Here is a 16,343-nt window from a genome sequence, read left to right as displayed (position 1 = left end):
GGCTTTTCCTGCGATATGGGGCTTATGCCGTGCCGGTCGAACCGAAGCCGCCGGCGCCGCGCGCCGTATCGGTCACTTCAGCGCGCTCTTCAATCTTCGGCTGGACGACCGGCGCGAAGACGGCCTGTGCGATGCGCATGCCGCGTTCGATGCGGAAATCGTCGTCGCCGAGATTGATAAGCAGCACCTTCACCTCGCCACGATAGTCGGAATCGATGGTGCCGGGCGTATTGAGGCAGGTGATGCCGTTCTTGAAGGCAAGGCCGGAGCGCGGGCGAATCTGCACCTCGAAGCCTGCCGGAATCTCGAAGATCAATCCGGTCGGCACCAGTGTGCGGCGTCCCGGCAGGAGAACAATCTGACGGTCTTCGGCAACGGCGGCTCGAAGATCCATGCCAGCGGAACCGGACGTTTCGTAAGCGGGGAGTTCAAGGCCTTCCGCATGTTCAAGGCGAATGATGCCGAGCGTTGGTGCTGTCATGAGGGGGCCTTTCCTACGCGAAGTTAAATTGGCGACGCTCATACGTGAAAACACATGAAAGGTGTACCGCCTATTTTCGGTTTTGCAATGATAGTGCGGCACAGGATCATGCTTTTTGCTGATGGATCAGTATTTAATGAGCCCGCCATCCACAGCATACTGGCTGCCGGTAACATAGGATGCGTCATCAGAAAGCAGGAAAAGAGCCACGGCTGCCGCTTCATCAGCCGTACCTGCACGTCCGAGTGGCACTTGATCGACGACAAAACGTTCAAATCCGCTTCGGGCCTCATCGGGCAGAAAATGCCGGAAGTTCGTTTCTATTGGTCCGGGCACGATGACGTTGGCCCTGATGCCACGGGGTGCGAGCGCGGACGCCCAAGAGCGTGTCATGGCAATGACCGCACCTTTGGTTGCAGCATAAAGGCTGGTGGCCGCAGTGCCTTCATAGGTTGAGCTGGACGATGTGACGACGACCGAGCTGCCCTGATTGAGATATGGCGAAAGGCTGGCCAGTTGGAGCATTGGCCCGCGAACATTGGTTGCCATCATGGCATCGAAATCCGCAGCCGTGATTTCTTCAGGCGCTCCCAGCGAAGCAAAGGCTGCATTCAGCCAAAGCCCATCAAGCGGACCAATGGCTTTCACCGCTTCAGCGAGACTGTTTGCTGCATCAGGATCGGCAGCGTCATTGCGAATGACTTTAGCCTTCTCACCGAGCGTCTGACGGACTGAGTGAATTCGTTCATTGTTCATACCGGTCAGAACAACATGACCGCCTTCAGCAATGATCCTGCGGGCACCCGCTAAGCCCATGCCGCTCGTTCCGCCTGTGATCAAAATGCGTTTATTGTGAAATCTGCTCATCTGGATGTCCTTGCTGTTGCGTGGCGGTCGCGCAGCACTCAAACCGTATCGAGCGGCACGGCTGTCGTTTCCTTGATCTCTTCCATCACGAAAGAGGCCGAAACGTCCGAGAGCGGCACGCTGGCAATCAGCCGCTGGTAAAGGCGGTCATAGGCCTTGACGTCCGAAACGCGGGCTTTCAGCACATAATCCAGATCGCCCGTCATGCGATAAACGCCGACGATTTCCGGAAATCGCGCCATGGCGCTGCGAAACTTGCCAAGCCAATCGGGATCGTGGCTCGACGTGCGCACGAGAATGAAGACGGAAAGGCCGCATCCGGCAAGTTCCGCGTCGACCAGGGCGACGCGGCCCTTGATGATCCCTTCGTCTTCCATGCGCTTCACGCGTCGCCAGCAGGCGTTGCGCGAGAGATTGACCTTTTCGGAAAGGGAATCGACCGACAGGGTGCCGTCACTTTGCAGCTCGGCAAGAATTTTCCGGTCCATATCATCCATATTTGCGCTCATCATGGGATGATTGTCCCAATGTTGGGCGGAATGCAAGGATAATTTGAGATTTCATCTCCGCGGGTTTTGTTAAAATGATTTTTCAGAAAGATGCTTCTGCGTCCGATAAACGGGAACGATTTGCTCAATATGGGAGTTTTTTGATGACGACACGTATTACCCGCCTCTTCACCGACCATCCTTCTTCGGTCGATGAAACCTATTTTGAGCATATGCTTTTTGCATCACGTTTTTCGGCAAAATTGCTTGGAGCGGCGCTTGCCGCGCTGATCCATGCAATTTTGCCATTTTTATTCGAGAAGACGGCGAGCACGATCGTTCGCCAGCTTTATGAGCGGACGCATAACCGGGGCCGGTAAAAACCGGATCAAAAATGTGTCGTTGGGCCGCCTATCTCGGACCTGAAACCTATCTGGAAGACATCATATCGTCTCCCTGCCATTCGCTCGTGGCGCAAAGCCACGATGCGCATGAAGCCAAAACGCGCACCAATGGCGACGGATTCGGCGTTGCCTGGTATGGGCATCGCGATGAGCCGGGCCTCTATCGGGACATACTTCCCGCATGGTCGGACCAGAACCTCCGCAGTCTGGCGCGGCAGATACGCTCGCGCCTTTTTCTCGCGCATGTGCGCGCCTCCACCGGCGGGCTTACCAGCCGTTCCAACTGCCATCCCTTCGTTTCCGGTCGCTGGAGCTTCATGCATAACGGCCAGATCGGTCATTTCGACCGGCTGCGCCGCAGGCTGGAAAGCCATTTGAGCGATGCGATCTATGGCCAGAAACACGGCGCAACCGATTCGGAACTGATTTTTCTGCTGCTGCTGGAATTTGGTCTCGACAGTGATCCGGTTCTGGCGATGAAGCGCATGGTGGCAACGGTTGTCGAGGAAGCGGTTTGCGCCAGCGTGCCGCCATTTCTGCGGCTGACCGCCGCCTTCTCCGATGGAGACCAGCTTTACGCCATCCGCTATGCGACCGATGCCTTCGCGCCGACGCTTTATACGGCGACGCTGGGCGGGTCCTCGGGTATATGCGTGGTGTCGGAGCCGCTGGACGGCGAATCTGCCAACTGGATGGCCGTTCCCGCCAACAGTTTCGTCACCGTCTCGCGGCGGGGACGCATCGCGATCGAGACTTTCGAGGAACCGGTATCGCGCCCGCAGGAAGCTGTCGTGCGGGCGTGAATTTGAAAAAGCGAAGCGGTGTCAGGCGCTGCCGATCAATATGCCTGCCGCCAGAACCAGCCCGCCGCCAAGCACCACCTGTAGCACCGAACGGAAAAACGGGGTTTCCATATAACGGTTCTGGATGAAGGCGATGGCCCAGAGTTCGAAGAAGACCAAGATCGCGGCGATGCTGGTTGCAGTCCAGAAATCCTGGATCAGATAGGGCAGGGTGTGGCCGAGACCGCCCAGCGTCGTCATGATGCCGCAGGACAGGCCGCGCTTGACCGGCGATCCGCGGCCCGACAGCTTGCCGTCATCGTGGATTGCTTCGGTGAAACCCATCGAGATACCGGCGCCGACCGAGGCGGACAGGCCGACCAGAAAGGTCTGCCATGTATCCTGTGTCGCGAAGGCGGCGGCGAAGATCGGGGCAAGCGTAGAGACAGAGCCGTCCATCAGGCCGGCAAGGCCGGGCTGGACATAGGTGAGGATGAATTGCTTGCGCTCCAGCGCGCGTTCCTCATCCTGCACGTGGTTCGGGGTCAGCGTATTTTCCAGCGATTCGGCTTTTGCTTCGTGCTGCTTTTCCTGCTGGGCAAGATCGCCCAAAAGCTTGCGCGTGTCGGCATCGCTGACGCGCTTTGCGGCCTCGATATAGAACCGATAGGCCTGTTCTTCCATTTCCGATGCGGCTTCGCGCACCTTGTCGATGCCAAGCGGACGCACCAGCCAGTCCGGCTTGCGGTCGTAATAGCCGCTGACATGCTCGCGGCGGATCAGCGGAATCCGGTCGCCGAAGCGGGCCTTGTGCCGTTCGATCAGCGCATCGCGGTGGCCGTGTTCTTCCGCCGCCATCTGCTCGAAGATTTTCGCCGATTGCGGGAATTCATCGCGCAGGCCATCGGCGTAGGCGAGATAGATGCGCGCGTCATCCTCCTCGGAGGATATGGCAAGGGCCAGGATTTCCTGTTCGGAAAGCGAATCGAATGGGCGGCGGTCGTTGCGGAAGAATCGGCTCAACATTTATCAAATCCATTAGTTTAGAATAATTCTAAGATATGCTTTGACGCCCGGAAGTCAAGTCTTGCAGAACTGGCGCATTTGGCGCATTAAAACGCACCCCAAAGATTGGGGAACGCAGACAGACGACTGGAGCGCCGTGCCCCCGGCGGGATGCAAGGGGCGCTCTGAACATCTAAACCACGCATCGCGCTTTCCGAAAATCGACGATGATTTGCGGCCGATGCGATAGAAAGAATCGGATCGATGGCATCGACGAATCTCCACGCAAATAATAGTCCGCGTCCGCTCAACCGGCAGGATTTCCGCACGCTCGGCCTGTCGGCCCTTGGCGGCGCGCTGGAGTTTTATGATTTCATCATCTTCGTGTTCTTTGCGAGCGTCATCGGCCATCTGTTTTTCCCGCCGGATATGCCGGACTGGCTGGTGACGATCCAGACTTTCGGCATCTTTGCGGCGGGCTATCTGGTGCGTCCGGTGGGCGGCATCGTGCTGGCGCATTTCGGCGACAAGTTCGGGCGCAAGCGGGTCTTCGCCTTCTCCGTCTTTCTCATGTCCATCTCGACGCTGGCCATGGCCTGCCTGCCGACCTATGCGACGCTGGGTGTCGGCGCGCCGATCCTGCTGATTGTCTTCCGCATGTTGCAGGGGGCTGCCATTGGCGGCGAGGTTCCGGGCGCGTGGACCTTTGTGGCCGAACACGTTCCGGCCAACCGGGTCGGCATGGCGTGCGGCTTTCTTTGCTCGGGCCTGACACTCGGCATCATGATCGGCTCGCTGATCGCGACTGCCATCAACTGGATTTTCACGCCGGAAGAATTGTCTGCCTATGCGTGGCGCATTCCGTTCTTCATCGGCGGCATATTTGGCCTGCTCGCCGTTTATCTGCGCCGCTGGCTGGCGGAAACGCCGATCTTCACCGAAATGAAGAACAGCCATCTGCTGAAGGACAAGCTGCCGCTCGGCACGGTGCTGCGCAACCACATGCACGGCGTCGTCATTTCCGTGCTGCTGACATGGATATTGTCGGCAGGCATCGTCGTTACCACGCTGATGACGGCAACCTTCCTGCAGAAGCTCTACGGCTACACGCCGCTGCAATCGCTTGCCGCGACAAGCTTCGGCACGCTGTTCCTGATGTTCGGCACGGTTGCCGCAGGCGCCATCGTGGACCGCATCGGCAGCGGGCGCTTCTTTGCCGTTGCCGGTATTTTCTTCGGTGTTGCGACCTTCGTGTTCTACACTTATGCGGCGGTTTCCTTGCCCATCCTCTTCACGCTTTATGCGGTGATGGGGCTTTCGGTCGGCATGGTTGGCGCGGTGCCTTACGTGATGGTACGCGCTTTTCCGGCCCCGGTGCGCTTCTCGGGCCTGTCGTTTTCCTACAATGTTTCCTACGCGGTTTTTGGCGGGCTGACGCCGGTGATCGTGACCTCGTTTCTGGCGGTCAATCCGATGGCCCATGCGTGGTATCTTGTATTCATCGCCGCGCTGACCTGCGGGCTTGGCCTTTACCTGATGGCCCGCAGCGACCAGCTCGAAGGCGAGATCGGCCTGACGGCACTACCGACCGGAACCGCTGTTCCACAGGCAAACTGATGAAAGGGCCGCGAAAGCGGCTCTTCTCATATCGATCAGAGTATCTTCTGCATGAATGTGAGATCGAGCCAGCGCCCGAATTTCTGGCCGACTTGCTTCAAGGTGCCGCAATCCTCAAAACCCTGCGATTGATGCAGCGCGATGGAGGCGGCATTGCCAGCCTCGATGCCGGCAATCAGCACATGTACCTGGCGTTCGCGTGCTTCCTCCACCAGCTCGGCCAGAAGGGCGCGCCCGATGCCGCCGCCGCGCGCATCGCTCGCCACATAGATCGAAAGCTCGGAGGAATGGCGGAACCCCTCGAACGGGCGGAAGGGGCCATAGCTCGCATATCCCTGTACAGCGCCGTCACGCTCGGCAACAAGTACCGGAAAGCCGTCGCGGTTTCGGGCTTTCAGCCACTGGCGGCGGTTCTCCAAATCGACGAGCGTTTCGTTCCAGATGGCAAGCGTGTTCTCCACCGCGTCATTATAAATGGCGAGCAGGGCAGGAAGATCGGCTTCCGTCGCGTGGCGGATGAGGAGGGTCATTGTGAGAGGCCTTTGTAAAAGAGCGTGGTGGCACAGGGGCTGCCGTCGGGAAAGAGCGCATAATTGGGAATGGTGCCGACACGTTGCCACCCGAGATGCGTATAGATCGCTTCGGCGGGACTTCCGGTGGCGGTATCGAGGCAGATCAGCGTTTTGCCATGCATGCGGGCCTGCGCTTCCGCCGCATCCATCAGCTTGCGCGCGAGGCCGAGGCCGCGCGCCTTGCGGTGGATGAGCAGTTTTTTCAGGTCGGCGCGATGCGGCTGATTGGGCATTTGGGCGAGGCCAAGCTGCACCGTTCCGACGATTTCGCCGTCATGTTCGGCAACGAGGAGCAGCGTGTCGCCGCTCTCGATTTCATGAGCAATGCGGGTCCAGTAAGGGGTGAAATCCTGCGGTTCGCACGGCGCCATAAAACCGACCGATGCGCCACCCATGACACAATCGGCCAGGATTTCGGCGAGCGCGGAAATGGCGCGCCTTGCTTCTTCGGCATCAAGAACGTGGATCATCGGTCTGTCTTTCAGAGAGCGCCGCGGCGTTCGAGCACAATGGCGTAGCGCGCAGGGGTCGAGCCGGGATTGTGAAAGGTGATGCCCGCCATGACGGGCATATAGAGGCAGTCGCCGGGATGGAGGTTGTATCGCGTGTCACCGACAGTCATTTCCATCTCACCAGCAAACAGCCACATATGCTGGGTGATACCGGCATTGGCAGTCTGCGGGGCGAAAGCCACTTTGGCGCCCGCCGGAAACTCGACCTCGATCAGATCGACATTTGAACCGGTGCCGGGCGGAGAAACTGACCGGCGCACATAGCCGGTGTCGGGATCGCGCCAAATTGGCTGGCGGTCGCGGACAAGCAGTGGCGAGGGGGGCGCTTCCGCATCGCTGAAAAAGGCTGAAAGTGATGTGCCAAGGGCAGCGCAAATGCGCGCCAGAAGCTGGGCGGTCGGACTTGTCTCGCCGCGTTCGATCCGCGAGATCATGGCGCGGCTGACCCCGGACGCATCGCCCAGGGCATCCAGCGTCATGCCTTGCGCCAGACGCAGGCGGCGCAGGTTTTCGCCAATGGCGTTATCGAGCTGCTCGATTGCTTTTTCCATTATGTTAGAAATAATATCTATTATAATGGAGTCAAGCGATTTCGGAAACGAAAACGGCGGGATTTCTCCCGCCGCAATCAATCTCTCTGCACAATAAAGTCTGAAGCTTTGGCCGCGGCCTCTTCCCCCGTCCTTTGCGCTCCAAACCGATCAGCCTTGCGCCTTCAGCTCCAGGCGGCGGCGATGCAGGACCGGCTCGGTATAGCCGTTCGGCTGTTCGCGGCCCTTGAAGACCAGATCGCAGGCCGCCTGAAACGCAATCGACTTGTCGAAGTCGGCAGCCATCGGGCGATAAAGCGGGTCGCCTTCGTTCTGCTTGTCGACGACGGCTGCCATGCGCTTCATGGTTTCCATCACCTGCGCTTCCGTGACAACGCCGTGATAAAGCCAGTTTGCGATGTGCTGTGCCGAGATGCGCAGCGTTGCGCGGTCTTCCATCAGGCCGACATTGTTGATGTCCGGCACCTTGGAGCAGCCGACGCCCTGATCGACCCAGCGCACGACATAGCCCAGAATGCCTTGCGCGTTGTTGTCGATTTCCTTCTGGATGTCTTCCGGCGTCCAGTTCGGGCGCACGGCAACCGGCACCGACAGGATATCGTCGAGCTTGGCGCGCGGGCGGCTCTTCAGCTTTTCCTGAACGGCGGCAACGTCGATCTGGTGATAGTGGGTCGCATGCAGGGTGGCGGCGGTCGGCGACGGCACCCAGGCGGTGTTGGCGCCAGCCTTCGGATGCGCGATCTTCTGTTCCAGCATCGCGGCCATCATGTCAGGCATGGCCCACATGCCCTTGCCGATCTGCGCATGGCCGGAAAGGCCGCATTCCAGACCGATATCGACGTTCCACTGCTCGTAAGCGCCGATCCATGCGGCCTGCTTCATGTCGCCCTTGCGGATCATCGGGCCTGCTTCCATGGAGGTATGGATTTCGTCGCCGGTGCGGTCGAGGAAGCCGGTATTGATGAAGACCACGCGATCCTTGGCGGCGCGGATCGCCTCCTTGAGATTGACGGTCGTGCGGCGTTCCTCGTCCATCACACCCATCTTGAGGGTGTTGGGCTTCATGCCGAGCATTTCTTCCGTGCGGGTGAAAAGCTCGTTGGCGAAAGCCACTTCTTCCGGACCGTGCATCTTCGGCTTGACGATATAGACGGAGCCTTCGCGCGAATTCATGTGGCGGCCATTGGGGCCGATGTCGTGCAGCGCGATCAGGCTGGTGAAGGCCGCATCCATGATGCCTTCCGGCACTTCATTGCCTTCGGCATCGAGAATGGCCGGGTTGGTCATCAGGTGGCCGACATTGCGCACCAGCATGAGTGAACGGCCCTTGAGCGTCAGATCGGAACCGTCGGCAGCCTTGTAGGTGCGATCGCCGTTGAGGCGGCGCGTCATCTGCTTGCCGTTCTTCTCGAACGTATCTTCCAGCTTGCCGTTCATCAGGCCGAGCCAGTTGCGATAGACGGCAACCTTGTCTTCGGCATCGACGGCGGCAATGGAATCCTCGCAATCCTGGATCGTGCTGACAGCCGATTCCAGAACCACATCGGCGATGTGCGCCGGATCGGTCTTGCCGATCGGGTGATCCGCATTGACGACGATGTCGACATGCATATTGTTCTTGGCGAGAAGCACATTCGTCGGGGCAGCGGCATCGCCATTATAACCCTTGAACTGGCTTTCATCCCTCAATGCGGTTGCCGATCCGTCGGTCAGCCTGATTTCAAGCTTGCCGTCCTTGACGGCGAGACCGGCGACATTGGCCCATTTGCCAGCCGCGAGCGGCGCGCTTTCGTCGAGGAAGTTCTTTGCCCAGGCAATGACCTTCTCGCCGCGCTTCGGATTGTAGCCCTTGCCCTTTTCCGCGCCATCGGCTTCCGAAATGGCATCGGTGCCGTAGAGCGCATCGTAGAGCGAACCCCAGCGCGCATTGGCGGCATTGAGTGCATAGCGGGCGTTCATGACCGGGACGACGAGCTGCGGACCGGCAATATGGGTGATTTCCGGGTCGACATTGGTGGTCGAAACCGAAAACTCCCCGCCTTCCGGCAGGAGATAGCCGATATCCTTCAGGAACTGCTGGTAATCGGCCTGGCTGTAGCCCTTGTCACGGTTCTGCTTGTACCAGGCATCGATCTTGGCTTGCAGGTCGTCGCGCTTGGCAAGGAGGGCGCGGTTCTTCGGTGCCAGATCGCGGATGATGGCGGCGAGGCCCTTCCAGAACTTTTCCGGCTCCACGCCGGTACCGGGCGCGGCTTCCCTGGCCAGAAACTCCACGAGTTCAGGGGCAACACGCAGACCTTCGATCTCGACGTAATTGCTCATTGCTTGGCCTCCTTCAGAATAAACGAATACATTGCCGCATTTTTCAATGCGGCTCCATGCGGTCTTTCAACCCTTTTGCCGTGCTCCCGTCAATCAGTGCGCGGGCACATCATCTGTGACGCTGCGGCGAAAATAGTGCTTATAACGACAGTCTGGCGCGGATATCGGCAGGCGTCACGCCCTGTTCGCGCAAGGATGCGAGCGCCGTATCCTGGCGGCTTTTCGACAGTTTCAACCCGTCGTCGCCCAGCACCAGATCATGATGATGGTAGAGCGGTTCCGGCAGGTTGAGCAGTTTCTGCAAGAGCCGGTGCACGGAGGTCGCGTGAAACAGATCACGCCCGCGCACGACATGGGTAATGCCTTGCAATGCGTCGTCCACCACCACTGAAAGATGATAGCTGGTCGGCGTGTCCTTGCGCGCAATCACCACGTCGCCCCAGCGGGCGGGGTCGGCGGCAATGCGCCCTGGCGTTTTTTGATTCAGGCTCTCGCTATCCGGGCCTGCGCCGCTTTCGCTCCAGAACAGCGGCTCGCCAGCGGTGGCAAGCGCCTTGTCCATATTGAGCCGCCAGGCATAGGGGACGCCCGAGGCGATGCGCTCCATCTGTTCCTTTTCGGTCAGATCGCGTTCGCCCTGCGGATAGAGCGGCGTGCCGTCCGGGTCGGACGGCCAGTCATCCCCCTTGGCGAAAGCTTCGCCGATACGCTCGCGCACCTCCCCCCGGCTGAGGAAGGCCGGATAGACAAGCCCCTTGTCGGCAAGTTTGGTGAGGGCGTTGCGATATTCGCCGAAATGTTCCGACTGGCGGCGCACAGGGGTCTCCCATGTGAGGCCAAGCCAGCGCAGGTCGTCATAAATGCCCTGTTCCAGTGCAGGCGTGCAGCGCGCCGTGTCGATGTCTTCCATGCGCAGCAGGAAGCGGCCGCCGCTTTGTTTGGCCATATCCGCGTTCAAAAGCGCGGAATAGGCATGGCCGAGATGCAACTGGCCATTGGGGCTGGGAGCGAAGCGGAACACAGGTACGGTCATGGCAGCTTGTTGTCAGTTGAATGTCATCTGATTCCATTGGTACGTTGTGCGCCAAGAGAATGAAAGGCCAAGGGATGCGGCGGATCGATACATTGAGCGATATTGAGGCGGGGCTGGAGGCTTTGATCCTTGCTGATACGCGGCTCGCCGATATTCGCAGCCGCTCCCATGCGGTGCCGCTGCGCCGGTCCGAACCCGGATTTGAAAGTCTGGCCTCCATCATTGTCGCGCAGCAGGTTTCGACAGCCAGCGCTGCCGCAATCTGGGCGCGGCTGAAACAGGCCATCGATCCGCTGACGCCGGAAGCCTATATTGCGGGCGGGGAGGAGGCCTGGCGTTTTGCCGGTCTCTCGCGGCCCAAGCAGAGAACGCTTCTGGCGGTCGCGCAAGCGCTTGCCCAAGATGGCCTCGACCTGCACGGGCTTTGCGATCTTCCTGCCGGGGAGGCGATTGCCCGGCTTACGGCGATCAAGGGAATCGGCCCGTGGACGGCGGAGGTCTATCTTCTGTTTGCTGCCGGTCATCCGGATGTATTTCCGGCGGGCGATGTGGCCTTGCAGACGGCTGTTGGCCATGCCTTCGCCCATGAAATCCGCCCCGATGCCGTTGCCCTTCGCAAGCTGGCGGAAGACTGGGCGCCATGGCGTGGCGTGGCGGCGCGGCTGTTCTGGGCCTATTATGCGGCCATCAAGGGACGCGAGGCGGCGCCGCTTCTGTAAATGTTGCGTGTTTCCCGAATCACAATTGCGTTTCCGCTTCACAATCCTGTCACGTCGGGCTTACATTATCCGCATCGGCTGATGATGGAATTTCGATTCGCAGAAGCTTGATTTTCTGCTGATTGCAGTCCCGTCCTCACGAGATTGGAGCGTCGTTGTTGCGCCCAGAATGGACGCGCGGCGCTTCGATGAAAAGCGCAATTCCGCATGGAGAGCCATTTCGCCCTTTTTCGGAGTTGCTCTGAAGGAGGTGCGCCCTTGACTGTTGCCGTCTCGCCCAGAACCGTCTCGACCAGTGGCTTGCCCGCGCTGGTGCTGAATGCGGATTACCGCCCGCTCAGCTATTATCCCCTGTCGCTCTGGTCCTGGCAGGATGCGATCAAGGCGGTGTTTCTCGAACGCGTGAATATCGTGGCGGAATACGATCACATCGTATCCTCGCCATCGTTTTCCATGCGCGTTCCGAGCGTCATCTGCCTGAAGGATTATGTGAAGCCGCCGCGCTACCCCGCGTTCACGCGCTTCAATGTTTTCCTGCGTGATCGTTTCGAGTGCCAGTATTGCGGCTCGCCGCATGACCTGACCTTCGATCACGTTACCCCGCGTTGCCATGGCGGCGAGACGACGTGGGAAAATGTGGTCGCCGCTTGTTCACCATGCAATCTGCGCAAGGGCGGCATGATGCCTGCCGTCGCGCATATGTGGCCGCGCCAGAAGCCGGCCATGCCGACCGTGCAGGATCTGCACAATAATGGCCGCCTTTTCCCGCCCAACCATCTGCACGATAGCTGGCTCGATTTTCTCTATTGGGATGTCGAACTGGAGCCGTAAAGCATGTTGCGCAAAAATGCGCAGCGGTTTTGCGATAACAACATGCGATAAAAGAAGAAACAGCCCCTACAGTTTTCCGCTCCTATTTCCCACTTTTCGCAAAAGCGCCGTAGTAGCCGATGGCTGCAAAGAGCAGGCTTGCCAAGACGTTCCATCCGGCAAAGGACAGGCCGAGGAAGTGCCCCGGCGCACTGTCGCATGCAGGCGGATGCGTGTTGAGCTCGTTCAGGAGATTGCCCGCATCAAGCGTGACCTTCATCGTCGCCGCGCTGCAATCAATCGGCCCCGGCCAGTATTTCAGTTCAACGCCGGTGTGGTAGATGGCGAGCGCCAGCCCAAAGGTCATCAGCAGCGCGCCGATCAGGATCAGGCCGCGCGTCAGGATCGGTGGCCATTTCAGGCCGTAGGACACCCACGCCGCCGCCAGAACCGGGACGCCGATATAATAAGGCGTGCGCTGTTCGAGGCAGAGCTTGCAGGGCATGAAGCCAGCCAGATGTTCGAAACCCAGCGCCGTGCCGACAGTCGCGGCAAGGCCGATGGTCATTATGCCTGCGGTCCATGCCTGTACCTTGCCGACCGGATTATTGAGTGCAAACGCCATATGGGTTTCCTTGCAAAGGCTCTCTTATTCTTAAGGCAAACTGCCAGCTTGTCTCCAAGCAATTTATTTTGACCGGGATTGGGCGAACCGCTCAGGCATGAAGATATTTCACAGCAAAGAAGAGCGCGATCAAGACCACCGCGACGAGACTTGCAATCAGGCCGAGGCGCTTTTCGATGAAATCGCGGATCGGCTCGCCATAACGGCGCAGCAGCCAGGCCAGAAAATAGAAACGCGCGCCGCGGGCAACGATTGCGGATGCGATAAAGAGCCAGATATTGATCCCGGCCGCACCTGACAGGATTGTCACCACCTTGATCGGCGGCAGATGCGCCAGGCCGGAGGTGATCAGCATCAGCAGGATGGCGTCGGCGCTGGTCGTGCCGCGCAAATGCTCGAACGAGTCAAGCTTGCCGTACATTTCGAGTACCGGCTTGGCGATCTGCTCATAGGCATGATAGCCGAGATACCAGCCCGCAATGCCGCCGAGGACGGAGGCAACCGTTGCGATGAAGGCATAGCGCCAGGCGCGCTCCGGGCGGGCAAGCGCCATGGGCAGGAACAGGACATCGGCGGGAACAAGAAAGACCGAGCTTTCCACAAAGGCGATGATGGCAAGCCACCATTCGGCGGATTTTCTTGCGGCAAGCGAAATCGTCCAGTCGTAAAGGCGGCGCAGCATATATTTTCCGGAATTCCTTGGCCGAAGCCATATTAGTGATCGCACCGTCTATAGATAAAAAAGATGGCGCGAACAATGCGCGCCATCTTCTTTGATACTGCTTTCAGGGGAACGGTATGGAAAGCAGTGTTTGCTAGCGCTTGTAGGCGCTGCAAATGTATTTGGTTTCGAGATATTCCTCGATGCCGTATTTCGAACCCTCACGGCCAAGGCCCGACTGCTTCACGCCGCCAAACGGCGCGACTTCGTTGGAAATGAGGCCGGTATTGTGCCCGACCATGCCGTATTCCAGCCCTTCGCTGACACGAATCGCGCGGCTGAAATTCTCCGTATAGAAATAAGCGGCCAGACCGAAGATCGTGTCATTGGCCATGGCAATGACTTCTTCTTCCGTATCGAAGGCAAAGAGCGGAGCCAGCGGGCCAAAAGTTTCTTCCCTGGCCACGATCATGTCGGTGGTTACGCCCGTCAGCACGCCGGGTTCAAAGAACAGGCCGCCCAGTTCCTTGCCGCCGGTGATGAGCTTCGCACCCTTGGAAACGGCATCGTCAATATGCGCCTTGACCTTGGTAATGGCTTTCGGCTCGATCATCGGGCCGATGACGACGCCCGGTTCGGTGCCATTGCCGACCTTGAGCTCCTTGACCTTGGCCGCGAGCTTTTCGGCGAACTTGTCGTAAATCCCGCGCTGCACATAGATGCGGTTGGCGCAGACGCAGGTCTGGCCCGCATTGCGGTATTTGGAAATCATGGCGCCATCAACGGCGGCATCGAGATCGGCATCATCAAAGACGATGAACGGCGCATTGCCGCCCAGTTCCAGCGAAATGCGCTTGATCGTCGGGGCACACTGCGCCATCAGCAGGCGGCCAACTTCCGTCGACCCGGTGAAGGAGAGCTTGCGCACCGTTTCATTGCTCGTCAGCTCGGCGCCGATTTCGCGCGCCTTGCCGGTTACGATCTGCAGGACGCCTGCCGGGATGCCGGCCTTTTCAGCGAGAACACCGAGCGCCAGCGCCGTCAGCGGCGTGAGGTCTGCGGGGCGGACGATCATGGTGCAACCGGCGGCGAGGGCAGGTGCCGCCTTGCGGGTGATCATCGCAGCCGGGAAGTTCCATGGCGTGATTGCTGCCGTGACGCCGACCGGCTGGCGGATGACGGTCAGGCGCTGCCCGGCCTGCGGGGCAGGAATGGTGTCGCCATAGACGCGCTTTGCTTCTTCGGCGAACCACTCGATGAAGGATGCCGCATAGAGAACCTCGCCGCGCGCCTCAGCAAGCGGCTTGCCCTGTTCGGATGTCATGATAAGAGCAATGTCGTCGGCATTGGCAACGATGAGATCGAACCATTTGCGCAAGGTAGCCGCGCGCTCCTTGGCGGTCTTGGCGGCCCATGCCGGAAAAGCCTTGGCGGAAGCGTCGATGGCTTCCTTGATGGTCGCGACAGAAAGGGAGGGAACCGTGCCGATGACCGAACCGTCTGCCGGGTTGGTCACGTCGATCTTGGCGCCGTCCGTGGCGTCTATCCAGCGCCCGTCAACAAGGCATTGCGATTTGAGCAGCGAAGGGTCTTTCAAAGCGAGCATAGTGGTTTTCCATCCCGGTCTTGCAGAGAAAGCTTGTTCAGTATATTGAACAGCTTACGATATTTCGAATTAAACAGGCCGCAACATCCAAAGTCAAACGGTTAATCAGGCGGTCGATCAGGTGAAGCTATGACGAAAACGGCGAGCGACGAAGAGAGTTCCCAGAAACTGGTTCCGGCAGTCATGCGCGCGGCGCAAATTCTCGATCAGATCGCGAAATGCGCGCAGGAAGGCGGCAAGGGGACTGCGGGCAAAGGGACTGGGGGCAAGGGGACTGGGGACGGACTCAAGCTTTCCGATCTTGCGCGCCGGACCGGCTTGCCGAAAAGCAGTGTGCACGGACTTTGCCAGACGCTGGTGCATCTCAAGCTTTTAAAGCTCAACAGCGACGGAAGCTTCACCATGGGATCGCAATCGGTGCGCTGGGCCAATGTGTTCATGGCAGGCAGCGACATTGTCGATGCGTTTCATGAAGCTGTAGCGGAGGCCGATGGGCTGGGCGCGCACACATTGACGCTTTCGCATCTGGAAGGTCCGGATGTCATTTATCTTTCCTGCCGCAACTCGACGGCGCCGCTCGGAATCACATTTCGCATCGGCATGCGGGTTCCGGCTGTCTTTACCGCGACCGGCAAGGCCATGCTGGCCGCGATGTCCCCGCAGGAACTGGCCCGTCATCTGCCGTCCGAATGGCCGGAACTGGTCACCCCGGCCAGCGCGCCTTCATTCAAAGTTCTGGAAGCGGAAATGGCAGAAGTGAAGGCAAGAGGCTATTCACTGGATAATGGCCAGTTGCGCGAAGGCATGTTCTGCATAGGGGCTGCGATCTGCGACCGGCCGTTTCATCCAACCGCCGGTATTGCCCTGTCGATGATGGCGGCGGAGGCTCGCCCCGACATTGTAGAAGACATGGGAAGGCGTGTGCGGGCACTTGCCAATGATGTCGCGGACCGTATGGGATGGCTCTCTGCGTGAAGCCGGAGCGACGCTTATATATAGGGCCGCTTTGATCGGTCCTTTTGACTTGGTGCCTGTGGAAAGAAATTTTGAAAAAAGTTATGATTGGTCGTTGACAGTTTTGCTTGGTGGGGTCTATATGGCGCCACAACGAGGGCGGCGGCGCCGCAAGCGGCAGGCTGATGCGTCTTTGGAGTTGGTTGAAAGAGTTGGGCAGCGATGTTTGATTTGAGTAGGCTGGCGGCGTTGACGGGACGGAAGTCTTGTTGATGTAGGAAGAAAAGAGCTTCGATTAAGTTTGTGATTTTCTTCGAAAAAAGTGGTTGACAGG

Annotated in this window: 19 protein-coding genes; 6 read left to right on the top strand and 13 right to left on the bottom strand. The window is 59.1% G+C overall.

Annotated features, from left to right (window positions below; translation table 11 throughout):
- Window positions 1–22 precede the first annotated feature (22 nt).
- The 3 genes from dut to AC0TOF_RS03995 all read right to left on the bottom strand — a co-directional run bounded on the left by dut (window position 23) and on the right by AC0TOF_RS03995 (window position 1,857).
- On the bottom strand, window positions 23–481 hold the full coding sequence (dut, locus tag AC0TOF_RS04005) for a dUTP diphosphatase (RefSeq protein WP_473767304.1): 459 nt from the start codon (window positions 479–481) through the stop codon (window positions 23–25).
- Between the two features lie 126 nt (window positions 482–607).
- Window positions 608–1,348 carry an SDR family oxidoreductase gene (locus tag AC0TOF_RS04000; protein WP_473767303.1) on the bottom strand — a complete coding sequence of 247 codons (741 nt, stop codon included), beginning with the start codon at window positions 1,346–1,348 and terminating at the stop codon, window positions 608–610.
- 38 nt (window positions 1,349–1,386) lie between these two features.
- The gene (locus AC0TOF_RS03995; protein ID WP_473767400.1) at window positions 1,387–1,857 is read right to left on the bottom strand and encodes an Lrp/AsnC family transcriptional regulator; all 471 of its coding nucleotides are present in this window, start codon (window positions 1,855–1,857) and stop codon (window positions 1,387–1,389) included.
- 143 nt (window positions 1,858–2,000) lie between these two features.
- On the opposite strand from AC0TOF_RS03995, the gene AC0TOF_RS03990 reads away from it, so the two are divergent.
- Window positions 2,001–2,216, top strand: coding sequence for a DUF6356 family protein (locus AC0TOF_RS03990; protein WP_122000377.1), 216 nt, complete (start codon window positions 2,001–2,003; stop codon window positions 2,214–2,216).
- 14 nt (window positions 2,217–2,230) lie between these two features.
- The gene (locus AC0TOF_RS03985) at window positions 2,231–3,043 is read left to right on the top strand and encodes a class II glutamine amidotransferase (RefSeq protein WP_122000378.1); all 813 of its coding nucleotides are present in this window, start codon (window positions 2,231–2,233) and stop codon (window positions 3,041–3,043) included.
- A gap of 21 nt (window positions 3,044–3,064) precedes the next feature.
- On the opposite strand, the gene mbfA is transcribed toward AC0TOF_RS03985, so the two are convergent.
- Entirely contained in the window at window positions 3,065–4,048 is a 984-nt protein-coding gene (mbfA, locus tag AC0TOF_RS03980) for an iron exporter MbfA (protein ID WP_122000379.1), read from the bottom strand.
- Window positions 4,049–4,291: 243 nt separating this feature from the next.
- Here mbfA and AC0TOF_RS03975 point away from each other — a divergent pair, with 243 nt between their 5' ends.
- Complete coding sequence (locus tag AC0TOF_RS03975) at window positions 4,292–5,644, top strand: MFS transporter (RefSeq protein ID WP_473767302.1); 1,353 nt, start codon at window positions 4,292–4,294, stop codon at window positions 5,642–5,644.
- 35 nt (window positions 5,645–5,679) lie between these two features.
- On the opposite strand, the gene AC0TOF_RS03970 is transcribed toward AC0TOF_RS03975, so the two are convergent.
- The 5 genes from AC0TOF_RS03970 to gluQRS form a co-directional block, all read right to left on the bottom strand.
- Complete coding sequence (locus AC0TOF_RS03970) at window positions 5,680–6,174, bottom strand: GNAT family N-acetyltransferase (RefSeq protein WP_122000381.1); 495 nt, start codon at window positions 6,172–6,174, stop codon at window positions 5,680–5,682.
- A complete protein-coding gene (locus AC0TOF_RS03965) occupies window positions 6,171–6,686 on the bottom strand; it encodes a GNAT family N-acetyltransferase (protein ID WP_473767301.1) in 516 nt (171 codons plus the stop codon). Before AC0TOF_RS03965 ends, AC0TOF_RS03970 begins: the two co-directional genes overlap by 4 nt.
- 11 nt (window positions 6,687–6,697) lie before the next feature.
- Window positions 6,698–7,279 (bottom strand): helix-turn-helix domain-containing protein, encoded by a 582-nt coding sequence (locus AC0TOF_RS03960; protein WP_473767300.1) that lies wholly within the window; start codon window positions 7,277–7,279, stop codon window positions 6,698–6,700.
- Between the two features lie 150 nt (window positions 7,280–7,429).
- Window positions 7,430–9,601, bottom strand: a complete 2,172-nt coding sequence (locus tag AC0TOF_RS03955) for a malate synthase G (RefSeq protein WP_473767299.1) — start codon at window positions 9,599–9,601, stop codon at window positions 7,430–7,432.
- A gap of 139 nt (window positions 9,602–9,740) precedes the next feature.
- On the bottom strand, window positions 9,741–10,634 hold the full coding sequence (gene gluQRS, locus AC0TOF_RS03950; RefSeq protein WP_473767298.1) for a tRNA glutamyl-Q(34) synthetase GluQRS: 894 nt from the start codon (window positions 10,632–10,634) through the stop codon (window positions 9,741–9,743).
- 74 nt (window positions 10,635–10,708) lie between these two features.
- On the opposite strand from gluQRS, the gene AC0TOF_RS03945 reads away from it, so the two are divergent.
- Window positions 10,709–11,353, top strand: coding sequence for a DNA-3-methyladenine glycosylase family protein (locus AC0TOF_RS03945; protein ID WP_473767399.1), 645 nt, complete (start codon window positions 10,709–10,711; stop codon window positions 11,351–11,353).
- A 258-nt stretch (window positions 11,354–11,611) separates the two neighbouring features.
- Window positions 11,612–12,184: an HNH endonuclease gene (locus tag AC0TOF_RS03940; RefSeq protein ID WP_010661320.1), complete on the top strand. Its 573-nt coding sequence runs from the start codon at window positions 11,612–11,614 to the stop codon at window positions 12,182–12,184.
- An 82-nt stretch (window positions 12,185–12,266) separates the two neighbouring features.
- Here AC0TOF_RS03940 and AC0TOF_RS03935 read toward each other — a convergent pair whose 3' ends face one another.
- The 3 genes from AC0TOF_RS03935 to AC0TOF_RS03925 all read right to left on the bottom strand — a co-directional run bounded on the left by AC0TOF_RS03935 (window position 12,267) and on the right by AC0TOF_RS03925 (window position 15,055).
- Window positions 12,267–12,788 carry a disulfide bond formation protein B gene (locus tag AC0TOF_RS03935; RefSeq protein ID WP_122000386.1) on the bottom strand — a complete coding sequence of 174 codons (522 nt, stop codon included), beginning with the start codon at window positions 12,786–12,788 and terminating at the stop codon, window positions 12,267–12,269.
- A gap of 91 nt (window positions 12,789–12,879) precedes the next feature.
- Complete coding sequence (locus AC0TOF_RS03930) at window positions 12,880–13,470, bottom strand: YqaA family protein (protein WP_473767297.1); 591 nt, start codon at window positions 13,468–13,470, stop codon at window positions 12,880–12,882.
- 133 nt (window positions 13,471–13,603) lie between these two features.
- Entirely contained in the window at window positions 13,604–15,055 is a 1,452-nt protein-coding gene (locus AC0TOF_RS03925; RefSeq protein WP_122000388.1) for an NAD-dependent succinate-semialdehyde dehydrogenase, read from the bottom strand.
- Window positions 15,056–15,184: 129 nt separating this feature from the next.
- On the opposite strand from AC0TOF_RS03925, the gene AC0TOF_RS03920 reads away from it, so the two are divergent.
- On the top strand, window positions 15,185–16,030 hold the full coding sequence (locus AC0TOF_RS03920) for an IclR family transcriptional regulator (RefSeq protein WP_473767296.1): 846 nt from the start codon (window positions 15,185–15,187) through the stop codon (window positions 16,028–16,030).
- A 14-nt stretch (window positions 16,031–16,044) separates the two neighbouring features.
- On the opposite strand, the gene AC0TOF_RS03915 is transcribed toward AC0TOF_RS03920, so the two are convergent.
- Window positions 16,045–16,343: hypothetical protein (locus AC0TOF_RS03915; RefSeq protein ID WP_473767295.1), on the bottom strand; the 299-nt coding region annotated here is incomplete at its 5' end.

The sequence above is a fragment of the Ochrobactrum sp. PL_is501 genome, from assembly GCF_055816895.1.
Note: the sequence above shows the minus strand (reverse complement) of the source record. Positions and strands in the feature narration are given on the sequence as shown.